The sequence below is a fragment of the Bradyrhizobium zhengyangense genome, assembly GCF_022012435.1.
In the GTDB taxonomy this organism is placed as follows: domain Bacteria; phylum Pseudomonadota; class Alphaproteobacteria; order Rhizobiales; family Xanthobacteraceae; genus Bradyrhizobium; species Bradyrhizobium zhengyangense.
This window is the reverse complement of record NZ_JAKLUA010000007.1, coordinates 113213-127157: the sequence shown is the minus strand read 5'-3', so window position 1 is coordinate 127157 and position 13945 is coordinate 113213. Positions and strand designations below refer to the sequence as shown.

At 64.3% G+C, this 13945-nt stretch carries 12 protein-coding genes; 8 read left to right on the top strand and 4 right to left on the bottom strand.

What is annotated here, in order from left to right; genetic code table 11:
• Window positions 1-25: 25 nt before the first annotated feature.
• The 3 genes from L6637_RS22135 to L6637_RS22125 all read left to right on the top strand — a co-directional run bounded on the left by L6637_RS22135 (window position 26) and on the right by L6637_RS22125 (window position 2968).
• Window positions 26-1147 carry a glycosyltransferase family 2 protein gene (locus L6637_RS22135; protein WP_237864542.1) on the top strand — a complete coding sequence of 374 codons (1122 nt, stop codon included), beginning with the start codon at window positions 26-28 and terminating at the stop codon, window positions 1145-1147.
• A complete protein-coding gene (locus tag L6637_RS22130) occupies window positions 1144-1989 on the top strand; it encodes a ChbG/HpnK family deacetylase (RefSeq protein WP_237864543.1) in 846 nt (281 codons plus the stop codon). The genes L6637_RS22135 and L6637_RS22130 overlap by 4 nt, the downstream gene beginning before the upstream one ends.
• A gap of 139 nt (window positions 1990-2128) precedes the next feature.
• On the top strand, window positions 2129-2968 hold the full coding sequence (locus L6637_RS22125) for a DUF2076 domain-containing protein (RefSeq protein WP_237864544.1): 840 nt from the start codon (window positions 2129-2131) through the stop codon (window positions 2966-2968).
• A gap of 69 nt (window positions 2969-3037) precedes the next feature.
• Here L6637_RS22125 and L6637_RS22120 read toward each other — a convergent pair whose 3' ends face one another.
• The gene (locus tag L6637_RS22120; RefSeq protein ID WP_237864545.1) at window positions 3038-3853 is read right to left on the bottom strand and encodes a L,D-transpeptidase; all 816 of its coding nucleotides are present in this window, start codon (window positions 3851-3853) and stop codon (window positions 3038-3040) included.
• Window positions 3854-4169: 316 nt separating this feature from the next.
• Here L6637_RS22120 and L6637_RS22115 point away from each other — a divergent pair, with 316 nt between their 5' ends.
• Entirely contained in the window at window positions 4170-4934 is a 765-nt protein-coding gene (locus L6637_RS22115) for a protein phosphatase CheZ (RefSeq protein WP_237864546.1), read from the top strand.
• Between the two features lie 197 nt (window positions 4935-5131).
• Here L6637_RS22115 and L6637_RS22110 read toward each other — a convergent pair whose 3' ends face one another.
• Complete coding sequence (locus L6637_RS22110; protein WP_237864547.1) at window positions 5132-5653, bottom strand: hypothetical protein; 522 nt, start codon at window positions 5651-5653, stop codon at window positions 5132-5134.
• A 316-nt stretch (window positions 5654-5969) separates the two neighbouring features.
• Here L6637_RS22110 and L6637_RS22105 point away from each other — a divergent pair, with 316 nt between their 5' ends.
• The 3 genes from L6637_RS22105 (at window position 5970) to L6637_RS22095 (ending at window position 9357) form a co-directional block, all read left to right on the top strand.
• Window positions 5970-6266, top strand: a complete 297-nt coding sequence (locus tag L6637_RS22105) for a co-chaperone GroES (RefSeq protein ID WP_014491914.1) — start codon at window positions 5970-5972, stop codon at window positions 6264-6266.
• Window positions 6267-6383: 117 nt separating this feature from the next.
• Window positions 6384-8015: a chaperonin GroEL gene (gene groL / locus L6637_RS22100; RefSeq protein WP_237864548.1), complete on the top strand. Its 1632-nt coding sequence runs from the start codon at window positions 6384-6386 to the stop codon at window positions 8013-8015.
• Window positions 8016-8151: 136 nt separating this feature from the next.
• Window positions 8152-9357 (top strand): hypothetical protein, encoded by a 1206-nt coding sequence (locus L6637_RS22095; RefSeq protein ID WP_237864549.1) that lies wholly within the window; start codon window positions 8152-8154, stop codon window positions 9355-9357.
• Window positions 9358-9411: 54 nt separating this feature from the next.
• Here L6637_RS22095 and L6637_RS22090 read toward each other — a convergent pair whose 3' ends face one another.
• On the bottom strand, window positions 9412-9810 hold the full coding sequence (locus L6637_RS22090; RefSeq protein WP_237871978.1) for an META domain-containing protein: 399 nt from the start codon (window positions 9808-9810) through the stop codon (window positions 9412-9414).
• Window positions 9811-9947: 137 nt separating this feature from the next.
• Entirely contained in the window at window positions 9948-11612 is a 1665-nt protein-coding gene (locus tag L6637_RS22085) for an L-lactate permease (RefSeq protein ID WP_237864551.1), read from the bottom strand.
• Between the two features lie 314 nt (window positions 11613-11926).
• Here L6637_RS22085 and L6637_RS22080 point away from each other — a divergent pair, with 314 nt between their 5' ends.
• Window positions 11927-13690: an ABC transporter ATP-binding protein/permease gene (locus tag L6637_RS22080; RefSeq protein ID WP_237864552.1), complete on the top strand. Its 1764-nt coding sequence runs from the start codon at window positions 11927-11929 to the stop codon at window positions 13688-13690.
• Window positions 13691-13945 lie beyond the last annotated feature (255 nt).

Below are 13945 nucleotides of genomic sequence, written 5' to 3'. Positions count from 1 at the left end.
TGAACGCGCTCTGGAACCTTGATCGATGACGCTGGGCTCTGATGTTTCCGCCCTGACGACCACCGCAGCGAATGCCGCTGCGAAGGGGCTGTCGATTGTCGTCCCCGTCTATAATGAGGCGGCGGGCCTGGCCGCCCTGCACCAGCGCATCTGCGATCTCGCCAAGACCTTGCGGCAGCGCTACCGCCTCTCTTGCGAGGTCGTCTATGTCGACGACGGCAGCACGGACAGCACGTTGTCGATCGCACGCTCGCTGCCAGCCGACGCGATCGACGTCCAGGTCGTCTCGCTGTCGCGCAATTTCGGCAAGGAGGCGGCTTTGATGGCCGGCCTCGACCATGCCCGGCTCGGCGCTGTCATGTTCATGGACGGCGACGGTCAGCATCCGCCCGCCCTGATCGAGCAGCTGGTGCGGCACTGGATCGATGACGGCTATGACGTCGTCTACACCGCCAAGGCGCATCGCGACAACGAGACCTTCCTGCGCCGCCTCGCCGTGCACGGCTTCTACGCGCTGATCAATTGGGGCGCGCGCCAGAAGATTCCGGAGGACGCCGGCGACTTCCGCTTGCTCTCGCCGCGCGCGGTCACCGCGCTTCGGCAACTGCCGGAGCGCAACCGCTTCTTCAAGGGGTTGGCCAGCTGGATCGGCTTCCGCCAGATTCGCGTCGATTACGAGCCTGCGGCGCGCGCCCATGGCGTCACCACTTTCAACGCTGCCCGCCTGCTCGGCCTGTCGATCGAGGGCCTGACCTCGTTCTCGGTGGCGCCGCTGCGCTTCGCCAGCCTGCTCGGAGTCGCGCTTGCCGGCGTCGCCTTCCTGTTCGGCCTCTCGATCCTGTGGGAGGTGTTCACGACGGGCAAGCAGGTGCCGGGCTATCCCTCGCTCGTGGTCGGCCTGATGACGATCGGCGGCGTGCAACTGATCATGATCGGCATCGTCGGCGAATATATCGGCAAGATCCTCTCCGAGCTGAAGGCGCGTCCGATCTACTTCGTCGCCGAGCACAGCGAAAAGCATTTTGGTGCCGACAAGGCCCAGGACGCTTCAAGTCAGGACGCTTCAAGCCAGGACGCTTCGAGCCAGGACGCTTCGAGCCAGGACGCTTCGAGCCAGGACGCATCCAACAGGACCGCGGCCGAATGAGCACGGCCGCGCGCTTGCGGCAGATCTGGCTCTGCGCCGACGATTACGGCATCAGCCCCGGCGTCAACCGCGCCATTCGCGACCTGATCGAACGCGGCCGCCTCAACGCGACGTCTGTGATGATGGTCGGCCCCGCGATCGAGCAGCGCGAGGTCGACGCGCTTTCTGCCGCCGCGACGGCGAGCCCGCGCTGCGCGATCGGATTGCATGTGACGCTGTCGGCGCCGTTCCGCCCCCTCACCATGCATTTCCGCCCCTTGGACGGCGACATGTTCATGGCCTTTCCAAAACTGCTGCGTGCAGGATTTTTGCGGCGGCTCGACAGCGAGTTCTTTCGCAACGAAGTGAGGGCGCAGCTGCTGGCGTTCGCGGAAGCCTTCGGCCGGGCGCCCGACTTCGTCGACGGCCATCAGCACGTGCAGCTGTTTCCGCAAGTGCGCGACGGCTTTGTCGAGGCCGTCAGCGAGATCGCGCCAAAGGCCTGGGTGCGCCAGGGCGGACGCGATTTGCCGCTGATGCAGCGGCTGGCCTCTCCGAAAGCCCTGTTGCTCGATCTGCTCAGCGCACCGTTCCGCCGCCGTGCGGGCCGCGCCGGCCTTGCATTCAATCCCGCCTTTGCCGGCGCCTATGATTTCACCCGCGCGGCCGAGTTCGGCGAGCTGATGCGGCAATTCCTCGCAGGCCTGCCCGAAGGCGGCCTCGTCATGTGCCATCCCGGCTTTGTCGACGAGGTTCTCGCCGGTCTCGACCCGATGACCGATGTCAGGGAACGCGAGCATGCCTATCTTGCAAGCGACGCCTTCGCACAGCTCCTCGCGACGAGCCATGTGACATTGGGATGAAATCGGCGAAAGCCGACCCTGAAAGGCTAAGCTTTGGGGCAGTCTGTCGCATACCGAAATTTAATCCTGCAGCCACTGTTGGGGCCACAATGGAACCCTACATCCCGCTTGCGCTTGTTTCGCGCGAGGGAGACTGACCATGACGCCGCAGGAACGCCAACTCGTCGACGAGCTTTTCGACCGGCTTTCGAAACTGGAAAATGCACCGCGCGATCCCGACGCGATTGCCGCGATTTCGGACGGCTTACGCAAGGCACCCGGCGCGGTCTATGCGCTGGTGCAGACCACGCTGTTGCAGGACGAAGCGCTCAAGCGCGCGCATAACCGCATCCAGGAGCTGGAAGCGGCCCATGCGCCCGAGCAGCCGCAGTCCGGCGGTTTTCTCGACACCATGCGCGACACGCTGTTTGGCACGAGCCAATCGCGCGGCTCGGTTCCGAATGTGCCGCCGCGCGAGCAGCGGCCGGTCTGGAACAGCGGTCAGGCGATGCAGCAGGCCCAGCCCGGCTACGGCCAGCCGCCTTACGGTCAGGCTTACGGACAAGGCCAGGGATACGGACAAGGATACGGACAGGGCTATGGCGCGCCGCCGGTCGGCGGTGGCGGCGGCTCGTTCCTCGGCACCGCGGCGGCGGCCGCGGCCGGCGTGGTCGGCGGCTCGCTGCTGCTCTCCAGCATTCGCGGCATGATGGGCGGCGGATCGCATCAGGCTTTCGGCGACACCACCATCATCGAGGAGCGCGGTGGCGGCTCCACGGGTGGCAGTCCCTGGGGCGGCGACCAGTCCGGCGGCTCGCTCGCGCGCGACGCCGGCCTCGATGACATCGGGTCGAACCGGGATTCCCGTCAGGGCTTCTTCGACCAGGCCTCGAACGATCGCGACAACGACGACCAGAACTACGACAACAACGACAATATGGACACGGCCGACGACAGCGATTTCGGCGGCGGTGACGATGGCGGCAGCGACTACGCGTAAAGCCGCGCGACGCGCCAAACAAAAACGGCCGCCGATGAGGCGGCCGTTTTCACATCAAACGTCAGAGTCTCACATCACCACGACCTTGGTGCCGACATTGACGCGGCCATAGAGGTCGATGACGTCCTCGTTGCGCATGCGGATGCAACCGGAGGAAACGTTGGTGCCGATGGTCCAGGGCTCGTTGGAGCCGTGGATGCGATAGAGCGTGGAGCCGAGATACATTGCACGCGCGCCGAGCGGGTTTTCCGGGCCGCCTTCCATGTGCCTCGGCAAGTCGGGACGGCGGGCGATCATTTCCGCCGGCGGCGTCCAATCGGGCCATTCGCGCTTGGCGGTGATCGACTTCACGCCGGTCCAGGTGAAGCCCTCGCGTCCGACGCCGATGCCATAGCGCAGCGCCCGGCCGTTGCCTTCGACGAGGTAGAGGAACTTGTTGTTGGAATCGACGACGATGGTGCCGGCGCCTTCCTTGCCGCTATAGTCGACCAGCTGTTTCTCGAATTTCGGATCGAACGGACGCTGCCGCGGATCGATCGCTTCCTGCTGGTAGCTTGCGCCTTGCTGATAACCGCCCTGCATCTGCGGCTCGCCCATCGGCGGCATGCGACGCGGATCGGCGTAAGCGGGCTGCTGCTGATAGATCGGCTGCTCCGGCGCATAGGCCGGGCCGCGGCCGGGTCCGTCGCCGAACAGGAACTCGATGAAACCGCCGCCCATACTGGCATTGGAGGCGACGCGCACCGGCGCGGGGGTTACACGCGGCTGGTAGAGCACCGCGGGCGGATCGTTCGGCACGCTATTGTCGAAGGCGCTGGCGCTGGTCGCGCCGACAATGAAGGCGCATGCGCTGCCGAGCAGCGCAACAGACATTTTCTTGAACATCGACGTACTCTGTACTGTTTCGTCTAGTTGCATTCGCCGCCGAACGCGCTGGCTGATTTTTCGCGTCCCCGACGTGGTCAATAAAGAGCAAACTCCGTTGCGTTTGGTAAACAGATCAGGCGTTTCGATTCACCACGTCGCGAGCAACGCTGCAATTTCCCGATCAGCGTTTATTTTCGATGAAAGGCAAAGCCTCATGGTTAATCGTGCGTTTGCGCGCCGTCGCGCGCGGCTGCACAACAGTTCCTGACGTGAACCTCGTGTTAAATTGCTTCTGTCTACAAAGACGCGTGAGTGAGGTGGGGGGAGTATCCTGATGGCTGTTCACCGCAAGCGTTTTCGTGTCGAGGATATCGCCGGTGGCGAGATGCCAGTTTTAGACGTGACTGAAGAGGCCGGCCCGATGCATAGCGAAATCATGGCGGAGCTGCGCGCGATCCGCGCCCAGATGGCACGAAGCAGCCAAGCCGCGCTGCCGCCGAGCGATGCCGTCGTGGCGCAGGAAGTTGCCGATACGCGCGCGCTGCTGGAAACCTACCGCGCCCAGATCGAACAGTGCGAGAAGCTGAAGGTCGAGCTCGACCTCATCCACGACGCCATCGACCGCACCAAGCGCGAGATCGCGACCCTGCACGGCAAGAGCTTCGACGGCGGCGAGATGGCCAAGGTCAATGGCGAGCTCGGTGCAGTGGTCGGCGGCACCGAACAGGCGACCCAGCAGATCCTCGAAGCCGCCGAGTCGATCGACCAGGCGGCCAGCGCGATGTCCAAGGTGCAATCGGCCGACCAGCAGAAGCGGCTTGCCGACGACATCCAGGAACGGGTCATCTCGATCTTCGAAGCCTGCAACTTCCAGGACCTGACCGGCCAGCGCATCAGCAAGGTCATGAGCACGATGAAGTTCATCGAGCAGCACATCAACGCGATGATGGAGATCTGGGGCGGCGTCGACGCCATCAAGGCTCACGTGCCGGCTCCGGTCGACACTCGCAGCGAGGACGACAAGCTCCTCAACGGCCCGAAGCTCGCCGGCGACGTCGGCCATGCCTCGCAGGACGACATCGACGCGCTGTTCGACTAAGCGGACGCGCAAACAGACAAACAAAATGCCGGCCCTCGGGCCGGCATTTTTTGTTTCTCGTCATTGCGAGGAGCTCGCGACAAAATCGCGCAGCAATTTTGCGCTGAAGCGACGAAGCAATCCAAGCTGCCTCCGCGGAGACAGACTGGATTGCTTCGCTTCGCTCGCAATGACGAGTGGTTAGGCCGAAACCCCGGTCACGCCCGCGGCGCGCAGCGGACATAGACCATGTTGCCGTAGCGGGTGGCGGCGTCCTTGTCGACGAAGCGGGTGATCATGACGCGGCCGTCGAAAGAGACGATCTCGCGGTCCTGCTCGCCGGGCGTCGGACCGGACGGGCCGATATAGTTCTTGCCGCTCGGCGAGCCCTTCAGCCGCAGCTCCTGGGGCGTTGCCTGGTCGGCCAGATGCATGACCACCCCGCCGGAGGACCCGGCGCCGATCACGTAGGGATTCTTGCACTGGGCCCTCGCCGCCGCCTCGGTGCGGGCGCGGTCGGCCGGGTTCTGGAACGAGGCGAGGCCCCAGCGGCCGACGATCTCGTCGGCGCGGATCGAGGCCGGCATTTCCGGCGCGACGCCGGGCTCGGCCTCAGGCGCAGGCTGGGACGAAGAGAAGGACGGCAGGCTCATGCCGCCGCCGCAGGCCCCCAACAGCAGCGCCAGGCAAGAGGCCGCCGCCAGATTGGCAACCGTGCGCGCGTGAGCTGAACTGATCATGGCATTCCCCCGAACAAGACCATGGCCGCACCCCTCCCGCAGCCAAGCGCAAAACCGCTGCCAGAGCAATGACGTCCTTTGATACGCCCGAGCCCCGAACAAGTTTCCAATGCCACCATCCTATATCCGCCTCACCAATCGCTTAACCACCTTTGCTTGACAGGATCGCAGCCAAGCCATATCCCCTGCGCACTATTAGCACTCGGAAAGACCGATTGCTAAGCGCGCCGTTCGCCCCTCGGGAAGAGGAAGGACGGCGGCGCCGCCACCCACTTCCGCTGCTTTCGAAAAAAGCGAGCCTCCAAAGGGAAACGTCATGGCTAAGTCCAAATTTCGTCCGCTGCATGACCGTGTCGTGGTCAAACGTATCGACGCCGAGGAAAAGACCAAGGGCGGCATCATCATCCCCGACACAGCCAAGGAAAAGCCGTCCCAGGGCGAAGTCGTCGCGGTCGGCCCCGGCGGCCGTGACGAGGCTGGCAAGCTGATCCCGATCGACCTCAAGGTCGGCGACCGCGTGCTGTTCGGCAAGTGGTCGGGCACCGAGGTCAAGATCGACAACGAAGAGCTCCTGATCATGAAGGAGTCGGACATCATGGGCGTGATGGCCTAAGGCCGTCAGCCTGAACGGCCGCTGAATGCTATGCCCGGATCATCAGGTCCGGGCATCCATCGTTCCGCCGCACATCACCACGCACGACACATCACGACACAACAGGGATTGCAGACAATGGCTGCCAAGGACGTCAAGTTTTCCGGAGACGCGCGCGATCGCATGCTGCGCGGCGTCGACATTCTCGCCAACGCGGTCAAGGTGACGCTCGGTCCGAAGGGCCGCAACGTCGTCATCGAGAAGTCATTCGGCGCCCCCCGCATCACCAAGGACGGCGTCACCGTCGCCAAGGAGATCGAGCTCGAGGACAAGTTCGAGAACATGGGCGCCCAGATGGTGCGTGAGGTCGCCTCCAAGACCAACGACCTCGCCGGCGACGGCACCACCACCGCGACCGTGCTGGCCCAGGCCATCGTGCGCGAAGGCGCCAAATCGGTTGCCGCCGGCATGAACCCGATGGACCTCAAGCGCGGCATCGACATCGCGGTCCATGCCGTCGTCAAGGACATCGAGAAGCGCGCCAAGCCGGTCGCGTCCTCTTCCGAGGTCGCCCAGGTCGGCACCATCTCGGCCAACGGCGATGCCGCCATCGGCAAGATGATCGCGCAGGCGATGCAGAAGGTCGGCAACGAAGGCGTCATCACCGTCGAGGAAAACAAGTCGCTCGACACCGAAGTCGACATCGTCGAGGGCATGAAGTTCGACCGCGGCTATCTCAGCCCGTACTTTGTCACCAACCCCGAGAAGATGACCGCCGAGCTCGAGGACGCCTACATCCTCCTGCACGAGAAGAAGCTCTCCGGCCTGCAGGCCATGCTGCCGGTGCTCGAAGCCGTCGTGCAGTCGGGCAAGCCGCTCGTCATCATCGCCGAGGACGTCGAGGGCGAGGCGCTGGCGACCCTGGTCGTCAACCGCCTGCGTGGCGGCCTCAAGGTCGCCGCCGTCAAGGCGCCGGGCTTCGGCGATCGCCGCAAGGCCATGCTGGAAGACCTCGCGATCCTCACCGGTGGCCAGCTGATCTCCGACGATCTCGGCATGAAGCTCGAGAACGTCACGGTGAAGATGCTCGGCCGCGCCGGCAAGGTCGTGATCGACAAGGAGAACACCACGATCGTCAAGGGCGCCGGCAAGAAGCCGGAGATCGAGGCCCGCGTCGGGCAGATCAAGGCCCAGATCGAGGAGACCACCTCGGACTACGACCGTGAGAAGCTGCAGGAGCGTCTGGCCAAGCTTGCCGGCGGTGTCGCGGTTATCCGCGTCGGCGGCGCGACCGAGATCGAGGTCAAGGAGAAGAAGGACCGCGTCGAGGACGCGCTCAACGCCACCCGCGCCGCGGTGCAGGAAGGCATCGTCCCCGGCGGCGGCGTGACGCTGCTGCGCGCCAAGAAGGCGGTCGGCCGTCTCACCAACGCCAACGCCGACGTGCAGGCCGGCATCAACATCGTGCTGAAGGCGCTCGAAGCTCCGATCCGCCAGATCTCGGAGAATGCCGGCGTCGAGGGGTCGATCGTGGTCGGCAAGATCCTGGAGAACAAGTCCGAGACCTTCGGCTTCGACGCCCAGACCGAGGACTATGTCGACATGATCGAGAAGGGCATCATCGATCCCGCCAAGGTGGTGCGCACCGCGCTGCAGGACGCCTCCTCCGTGGCCGGCCTGCTGGTGACCACCGAAGCCATGGTCGCCGAGGCGCCGAAGAAGGATGCCCCGCCCGCCATGCCGGCCGGCGGCGGCATGGGTGGCTTCTGAGCCCATCCTTCCCCCTGACACTGTTGCGAAGGCCGCCTCCGGGCGGCCTTCTTTTTTGTCGAGACTGGCCCGCGCTTCAACCGGCGGACAAAACCCACTACGGTGGCGCGCCGATTCTGATTTGAGGATTTCGTCAATGCGCGCGCTTTTTCCGACGGCTCTCTTGGCAAGCCTGCTCGTCATGTCTCCAGGGCTCGTATCAGCCCAGATGAAGCTGTCGCCGAAGGCCGCGGCGCCCGGCGGCACCGAGACGCGCTATTTCACCTCGATCGACGGGCTGATGGACGGCAACGCCGACGTCATCCTGAAGGAGACGCGGCAGGGCAAGACGGTCACCGCGGCCGTGCTCGACGTTTGCTATCCCGTGGCGAAGAATTCCGATCGCAAGGATCGCTTCGTCGTCAATCTCCAGGTCTCCGGCCAGACCTTGACCGGCACGACCACGAGCCTCGGCGCGAAGGCGCCTGTCACGGTCAAGCTTACGCGCAAGCCCACCGGCGACACCTTTGAATTCCGCGGCCAGATCGGCATCGGCCAGGCCGTGACCGAAGTGACCTCGCCTGATAATGCCGATCTCAGCGAGAAGGAGTTTCTGGACAACCAGACCACCGACGACGGCATCACGCCCCAGCCGAAGGATTTCACTGAAGTCTCGCCGGAGGCGATCGCGGTCAAGGTCAAGCTCGATGCCGCGACCGACTTCCTGAAAGGCCTCAAGGGCCAGGACGTCGAGGTGACGCTGGCAAGCCTGACCGTCGGCTGTGACGCGCTGCGCGCCGGCGAGCAGACCATCAACATGTCGGTCGATCCGGAGCGCGCGGCCGCGCTGCTCGCAAAATTCAAGGCGATGCCAGGCGTCACGGCCGCAGGCTGGACCGCCGGACTGGTGGAAATGGATCGCACCATCCGCGTTGGCGCTGCCGACTGGCGCGACGGCGACAAGATCAACCGCGACAAGCTCGCAGGCGCGATCGCCGGCGTGCTCAGCAGGACGCTCGCGGCCAAGCCGGTCTCGCAGAGCTTCAACGCCGCCACCGGCAAGCTCAAGCTGGTGTTCAAGCGGCCGAACCAGGATTTCCCGGCGCTCGAGCTCACCGACACGATCGAGGTCGCGGGCCTCGTTTCCGCCGACAAGCCGGGGACATCAGACAAGCTGATCCTCTGGATCGGCAGCCCCTCGACCACGACCGCCGACGAAAGCACCGGCGCCAAGCTCAATGTCTCTGACGAGGCGACGGCCGATGAGGAAGGCGACCAGCCCGACGACAACGGCTCGATCGAAGCGCTCGCCAAGGAGCTGAAAGGCCAGCGCTGGGACGCCGACAAGTCGGTGTGGAAGTAGGCGAAGCGACAAACTCGCTGTCATTGCCCGCTTCGCGGGGCATGACGGAGAGGGCTAATTCCCGTTCTGGCGGAAGCGCAGCGTCTTGGGGCCGATCAGCGTGAGCACCTCACCCTGGCGCTTCCAGGTCTCGACGGCGGCTAGCGCGGCGACGAGTTCGTCGTCGGCTTGCGCCCTGGCCGGCGGACAGGAACGATCCTGGATCTGGCCGGGGACGAAGATCACGGTATTGCCGGCCACCGAGAACTGGCCTTTTCCGCCCTTGCACCAGAGCTCGAGCACGACCTCGCCATTGTCGCCGATCTCGAGGTTGGGAATCCGCTTGGAGCCGGGCTGAGGAACGGCCTCCAGCGTCATCTCGGTGCCGAAGGGAAAGCCCTCTTGCGCACGCGCAACGGCGGACATCGCAAGCACTGCAGCGACCGTGCACACCATCCGCTTCAACAACACCATGAGACCTCTCAACCGACCCGATTTGCCGGGGGTCTTCTATAAGACGGCAAGGCCTTTGAGAAGGTTCGTCGGTTCAAGATACAAAAATCCCCGCGGGACAAGCCCGCGGGGATTTGTATCGGGGCCGGAGGCGCCTGTTACTTCAGGACGAGGGCCGTGAACGGATAGACATAGGCTTGCAACGTCACGAACACACCGACGAGGCAGGCCAGCACGATCGAATGCCAGAACACGAAGCGCAGGATGGTGCCTTCGTGGCCGTACCAGTTGGTCGCGGTGGAGGCGACGACGATCGATTGCGCGTCGATCATCTTGCCCATCACGCCGCCGGATGAATTCGCCGCCGCCATCAGGATCGGCGAGAGGCCGAGCTGCTGCGACGTGATCTTCTGGAGGTTGCCGAACAGGATGTTCGACGACGTATCCGATCCCGTCAGCGCCACGCCCAACCAGCCGAGCAGCGTGCCGAAGAAGGGATAGAGCACGCCGGTTGCGGCAAAGGCGAGACCCAGCGTCGCGTCGACGCCGGAGAGCCGCGTCAACGTACCGATCGCGAGCATCGCCGAGATCGTGATCAGCGAGATCGCGCAGAGCCGGATGGTGCGGCCGTATTCGAGCAAGAGCCGGCCCGGACCGACACCCATCAGGAAGCCGGAGATGATCGCCGCGATCAACATGCCGGTGCCCGTGAAGGACAGGTAGGTGAAGCCGAACACCGCCGCTTCCTTGGTCGGCGCCGGCGCGACCGGCGGCATCTTGTTGATCATCTGGTGCAGTTCGGGAACGGGATAGTTCCAGACGAAGATGTTGTTCGCCCAGGTCTTGAAGGCGCCATTGCCCCAGACCAGCATCACGACGCAGACGATGATCCACGGCAGAAGCGCGCTGAACAGCTCGCTTTGCGTCAGCGGCGTCTTGTCGATCGGTTTTGCCGTCGCCATCGTTGCCGCCGATTCATCGTGCCCGCGCAGCGCCGGCGACAGCCAGAGTTGCTTCGGCTGCCAGACCTTCAGGAACAGGATCAGCGCGCCCATCGAGATCAGCGACGCACCGATGTCGACGATCCAGGGATTGACGAAGTTCGAGATCACGAATTGCGGGACCGCGAACGACACGCCGGTGACGAGGATCGCCGGCCAGACATCCTTCATGCCTCTCCAGCCCGCGAACGCCCACACCACCCAGAACGGCACGATCAGCGAGAACAGCGGCAATTGCCGTCCAACCATCGCGCCGAGAATGTAGGGATCAAGCCCGGTGACCGAGGCGAGGCCCTGGATCGGCGTGCCCAGCGCGCCGAAGGCGACCGGCGCGGTGTTGGCGATCAGCGACAGGCCGGAGGCCGCAAGCGGCGAGAAGCCGAGACCGATCAGCACGGCACCTGTGATGGCCACCGGCGTACCGAAGCCCGAGGCGCCCTCGAAGAACGCACCGAACGAAAATGCGATCAGCAGCAATTGCAATCGCCGGTCCTCGGTGACGCCGCCGACCGCGCGCTTGAGCAGCTCGAAGCGACCGGTGGTCACCGTCACCTGGTAGAGGAAGATGACGTTGAGAACGATCCAGCCGATCGGGAAGAAGCCGGTCACGATGCCGAGGATCGAGGCGCGGACCGACATGTTCACCGGCATCGTGAACACGAAGATCGTGATCAGGTTGGTCACGATCACGGCGACGATGGCCGCAATGTGAGCCTGAACGCGCCCGCTCGCGATCAGCACCAGCAGCGTGACGACAGGTATCGCCGCCGCGATCGTCGACAGCACGGGGCTGTGCAACGGATCATAGATTTGATTCCACATGGTCTTCCTCCCCCACGCATGTGTGCGGCAGGTGGCCCGCGTGGACGGCCAGACCTGCTTGACGTTGCAAGCGATAACCCCCGAGTTGGACGCGAATTCCTCGCGAAAGCAGCGGTTCCGCCCCTGCTCACAAGCTCGCGAAAATCTGGAGGTCCCCACCCCACGCCGTTATGCCCATGCTAGGGTTGCAAGCTGCGGCTCGCCAACGCAAATTGCAGAACTTGCGACTTTAGTCTAAGTGCGCCGCTTTCTGCCATGGCCTCAGCCGCCTGGCGTCAGGGCCGCTGTGAATATCCCTCAGGAGATATCCCTCTGTGAACAACATCCGCGCCACGCTCGCGATCGTCTGGCGAATCGCCATCCCCTATTTCCGATCGGAGGACAGATGGGCCGGTCGCGGCCTGCTCGCCGCGGTGATCGCGATGGAGTTGGCGCTGGTCGCGATCAATGTCCTCGTCAGCCAGTGGCAGAACCGGTTTTTCACGGCCATCCAGGAATACGATCTGGCCCGGTTCGTCACGGAGATCTGGATATTCCTCGGCCTCGCGTCCGTCTTCATCGCGCTCGCCGTCTACAAACTCTATCTGAACCAGTGGCTGCAGATCCGCTGGCGGCAATGGCTGACCAGGCACTACCTCGGCGAATGGCTCGACGAGGCCACGCACTATCGCATGCAGCTCACGGGTGACGCCGCCGACAACCCGGATCAGCGCATCACCGAGGACGTCAAGAATTTCGTCGAGCAAACGCTGGTGATCGGGTTGGGCCTGCTGTCGTCCATCGTGACGCTGGCCTCGTTCGTCGTGATCCTGTGGGGTCTGTCCAACAAGGCACCACTGCACCTTTACGGCACCGATATCGTCATCCCCGGTTTTCTGTTTTGGTGTGCGCTGCTTTACGCGGTGCTGGGTACGGCGCTGACGCACTGGATCGGCGCGCCGCTCATCAACCTCAATTTCGAGCAGCAGCGCTTTGAGGCCGATTTCCGCTTCAATCTGGTTCGCGTCCGCGAAAACTCCGAGCAGATCGCGCTGCTGAAGGGCGAAGGCGCCGAGCGCAGCCGCCTGCTGGACCGCTTCGGCTTCGTGATCGGCAATTGGTATGCGATCATGGGGCGCACCAAGCGCCTGACCGCTTTCACAGCGAGCTACAGTCAGGCAGCGGTGATCTTTCCCTATGTGGTGGTGGCGCCAGCTTACTTCGCCAAGAGCATCCAGCTCGGCGACATGATGCAGACCGGCTCGGCTTTCGGCAGCGTGCAGGATGCTCTGTCCTTCTTCGTCACGGCCTATCGTTCGATCGCCGAATGGCGTGCGATCGTCGCGCGTCTCGACGGCTTCGAGATGTCGGTCGACAGCGCGGTAAACCTGCCGGCGCATCAGGCGACGATCGAGCTCAAGGCGGCCGGCGGCAGCCGCAATATCGGGCTTGAGAAGCTTTGCGTGTATCTGCCCAACGGCAAGCCGCTGGTGGCAGCCGACGGCTTTGCCATCCAGACGTCGGAGCGCGTGCTCGTGACCGGGCCGTCGGGCTCCGGCAAGTCGACGCTGTTCCGGGCAATTGCCGGCATCTGGCCGTTCGGTACCGGCACCATCGTCGTCCCCGCCCAGGCGAAGCTGATGATGCTGCCGCAACGTCCCTATTTCCCGGTCGGCGCGCTGGGTGATGCCGTGATCTATCCAGCAGCGCCCGGCGCATTCCAGGCAAGCCAGATCCGGGACGCGGTGATATCGGTCGGCCTGCCCGACCTCGCCGATCGGCTCGGCGAAGACGGGCACTGGAACCGGATGCTGTCGCTCGGCGAGCAGCAGCGCCTGGGGCTGGCCCGCGCGCTGCTGCATGCGCCGGACTATCTGTTCCTGGACGAGGCCACCGCCTCGCTCGACGAACCATCGGAGGCCCGCCTCTACCGGCTGCTGGCCGAGAAGCTGCCGCAGGCCACCATCGTCTCGATCGGCCATCGCTCGACGCTCGATGCCTTCCACACCCGCAAGGTGGCGATGATGAAGGACGGAGCGATCCATGTGCTGGGCAAGGACAGTACCCCAGTCGAACCGGAGCCGAGCGCAGCGCGCTGAGGGGTAGCCCGGAGGGAGCCAACGGGTCGGCGCGAAGCGCCGCCCGATGACAGGCTCCCCGCAATCCGGGGAATATCTCACTGCGCCGATAGACCCGGATTTCGCTGCACTCCATCCGGGCTACGCGCGCTGAGGGCGAGGTCCCAGCTCAGACCTCGTCATTGCGAGCGCAGCGAAGCAATCCAGACTGTCTCGGCGGAAAGACTCTGGATTGCTTCGCTGCGCTCGCAATGAACGGAGTGTGACGCTCCGGCT

Excerpts from the sequence above, each read along its gene's own strand:
- L6637_RS22135 (WP_237864542.1), top strand. The coding sequence starts at position 26 with ATGACGCTGGGCTCTGATGTTTCCGCCCTGACGACCACCGCAGCGAAT.
- L6637_RS22130 (WP_237864543.1), top strand. The coding sequence starts at position 1,144 with ATGAGCACGGCCGCGCGCTTGCGGCAGATCTGGCTCTGCGCCGACGAT.
- L6637_RS22125 (WP_237864544.1), top strand. The coding sequence starts at position 2,129 with ATGACGCCGCAGGAACGCCAACTCGTCGACGAGCTTTTCGACCGGCTT.
- L6637_RS22120 (WP_237864545.1), bottom strand. The coding sequence starts at position 3,853 with ATGTTCAAGAAAATGTCTGTTGCGCTGCTCGGCAGCGCATGCGCCTTC.
- L6637_RS22115 (WP_237864546.1), top strand. The coding sequence starts at position 4,170 with ATGGCTGTTCACCGCAAGCGTTTTCGTGTCGAGGATATCGCCGGTGGC.
- L6637_RS22110 (WP_237864547.1), bottom strand. The coding sequence starts at position 5,653 with ATGATCAGTTCAGCTCACGCGCGCACGGTTGCCAATCTGGCGGCGGCC.
- L6637_RS22105 (WP_014491914.1), top strand. The coding sequence starts at position 5,970 with ATGGCTAAGTCCAAATTTCGTCCGCTGCATGACCGTGTCGTGGTCAAA.
- groL (WP_237864548.1), top strand. The coding sequence starts at position 6,384 with ATGGCTGCCAAGGACGTCAAGTTTTCCGGAGACGCGCGCGATCGCATG.
- L6637_RS22095 (WP_237864549.1), top strand. The coding sequence starts at position 8,152 with ATGCGCGCGCTTTTTCCGACGGCTCTCTTGGCAAGCCTGCTCGTCATG.
- L6637_RS22090 (WP_237871978.1), bottom strand. The coding sequence starts at position 9,810 with ATGGTGTTGTTGAAGCGGATGGTGTGCACGGTCGCTGCAGTGCTTGCG.
- L6637_RS22085 (WP_237864551.1), bottom strand. The coding sequence starts at position 11,612 with ATGTGGAATCAAATCTATGATCCGTTGCACAGCCCCGTGCTGTCGACG.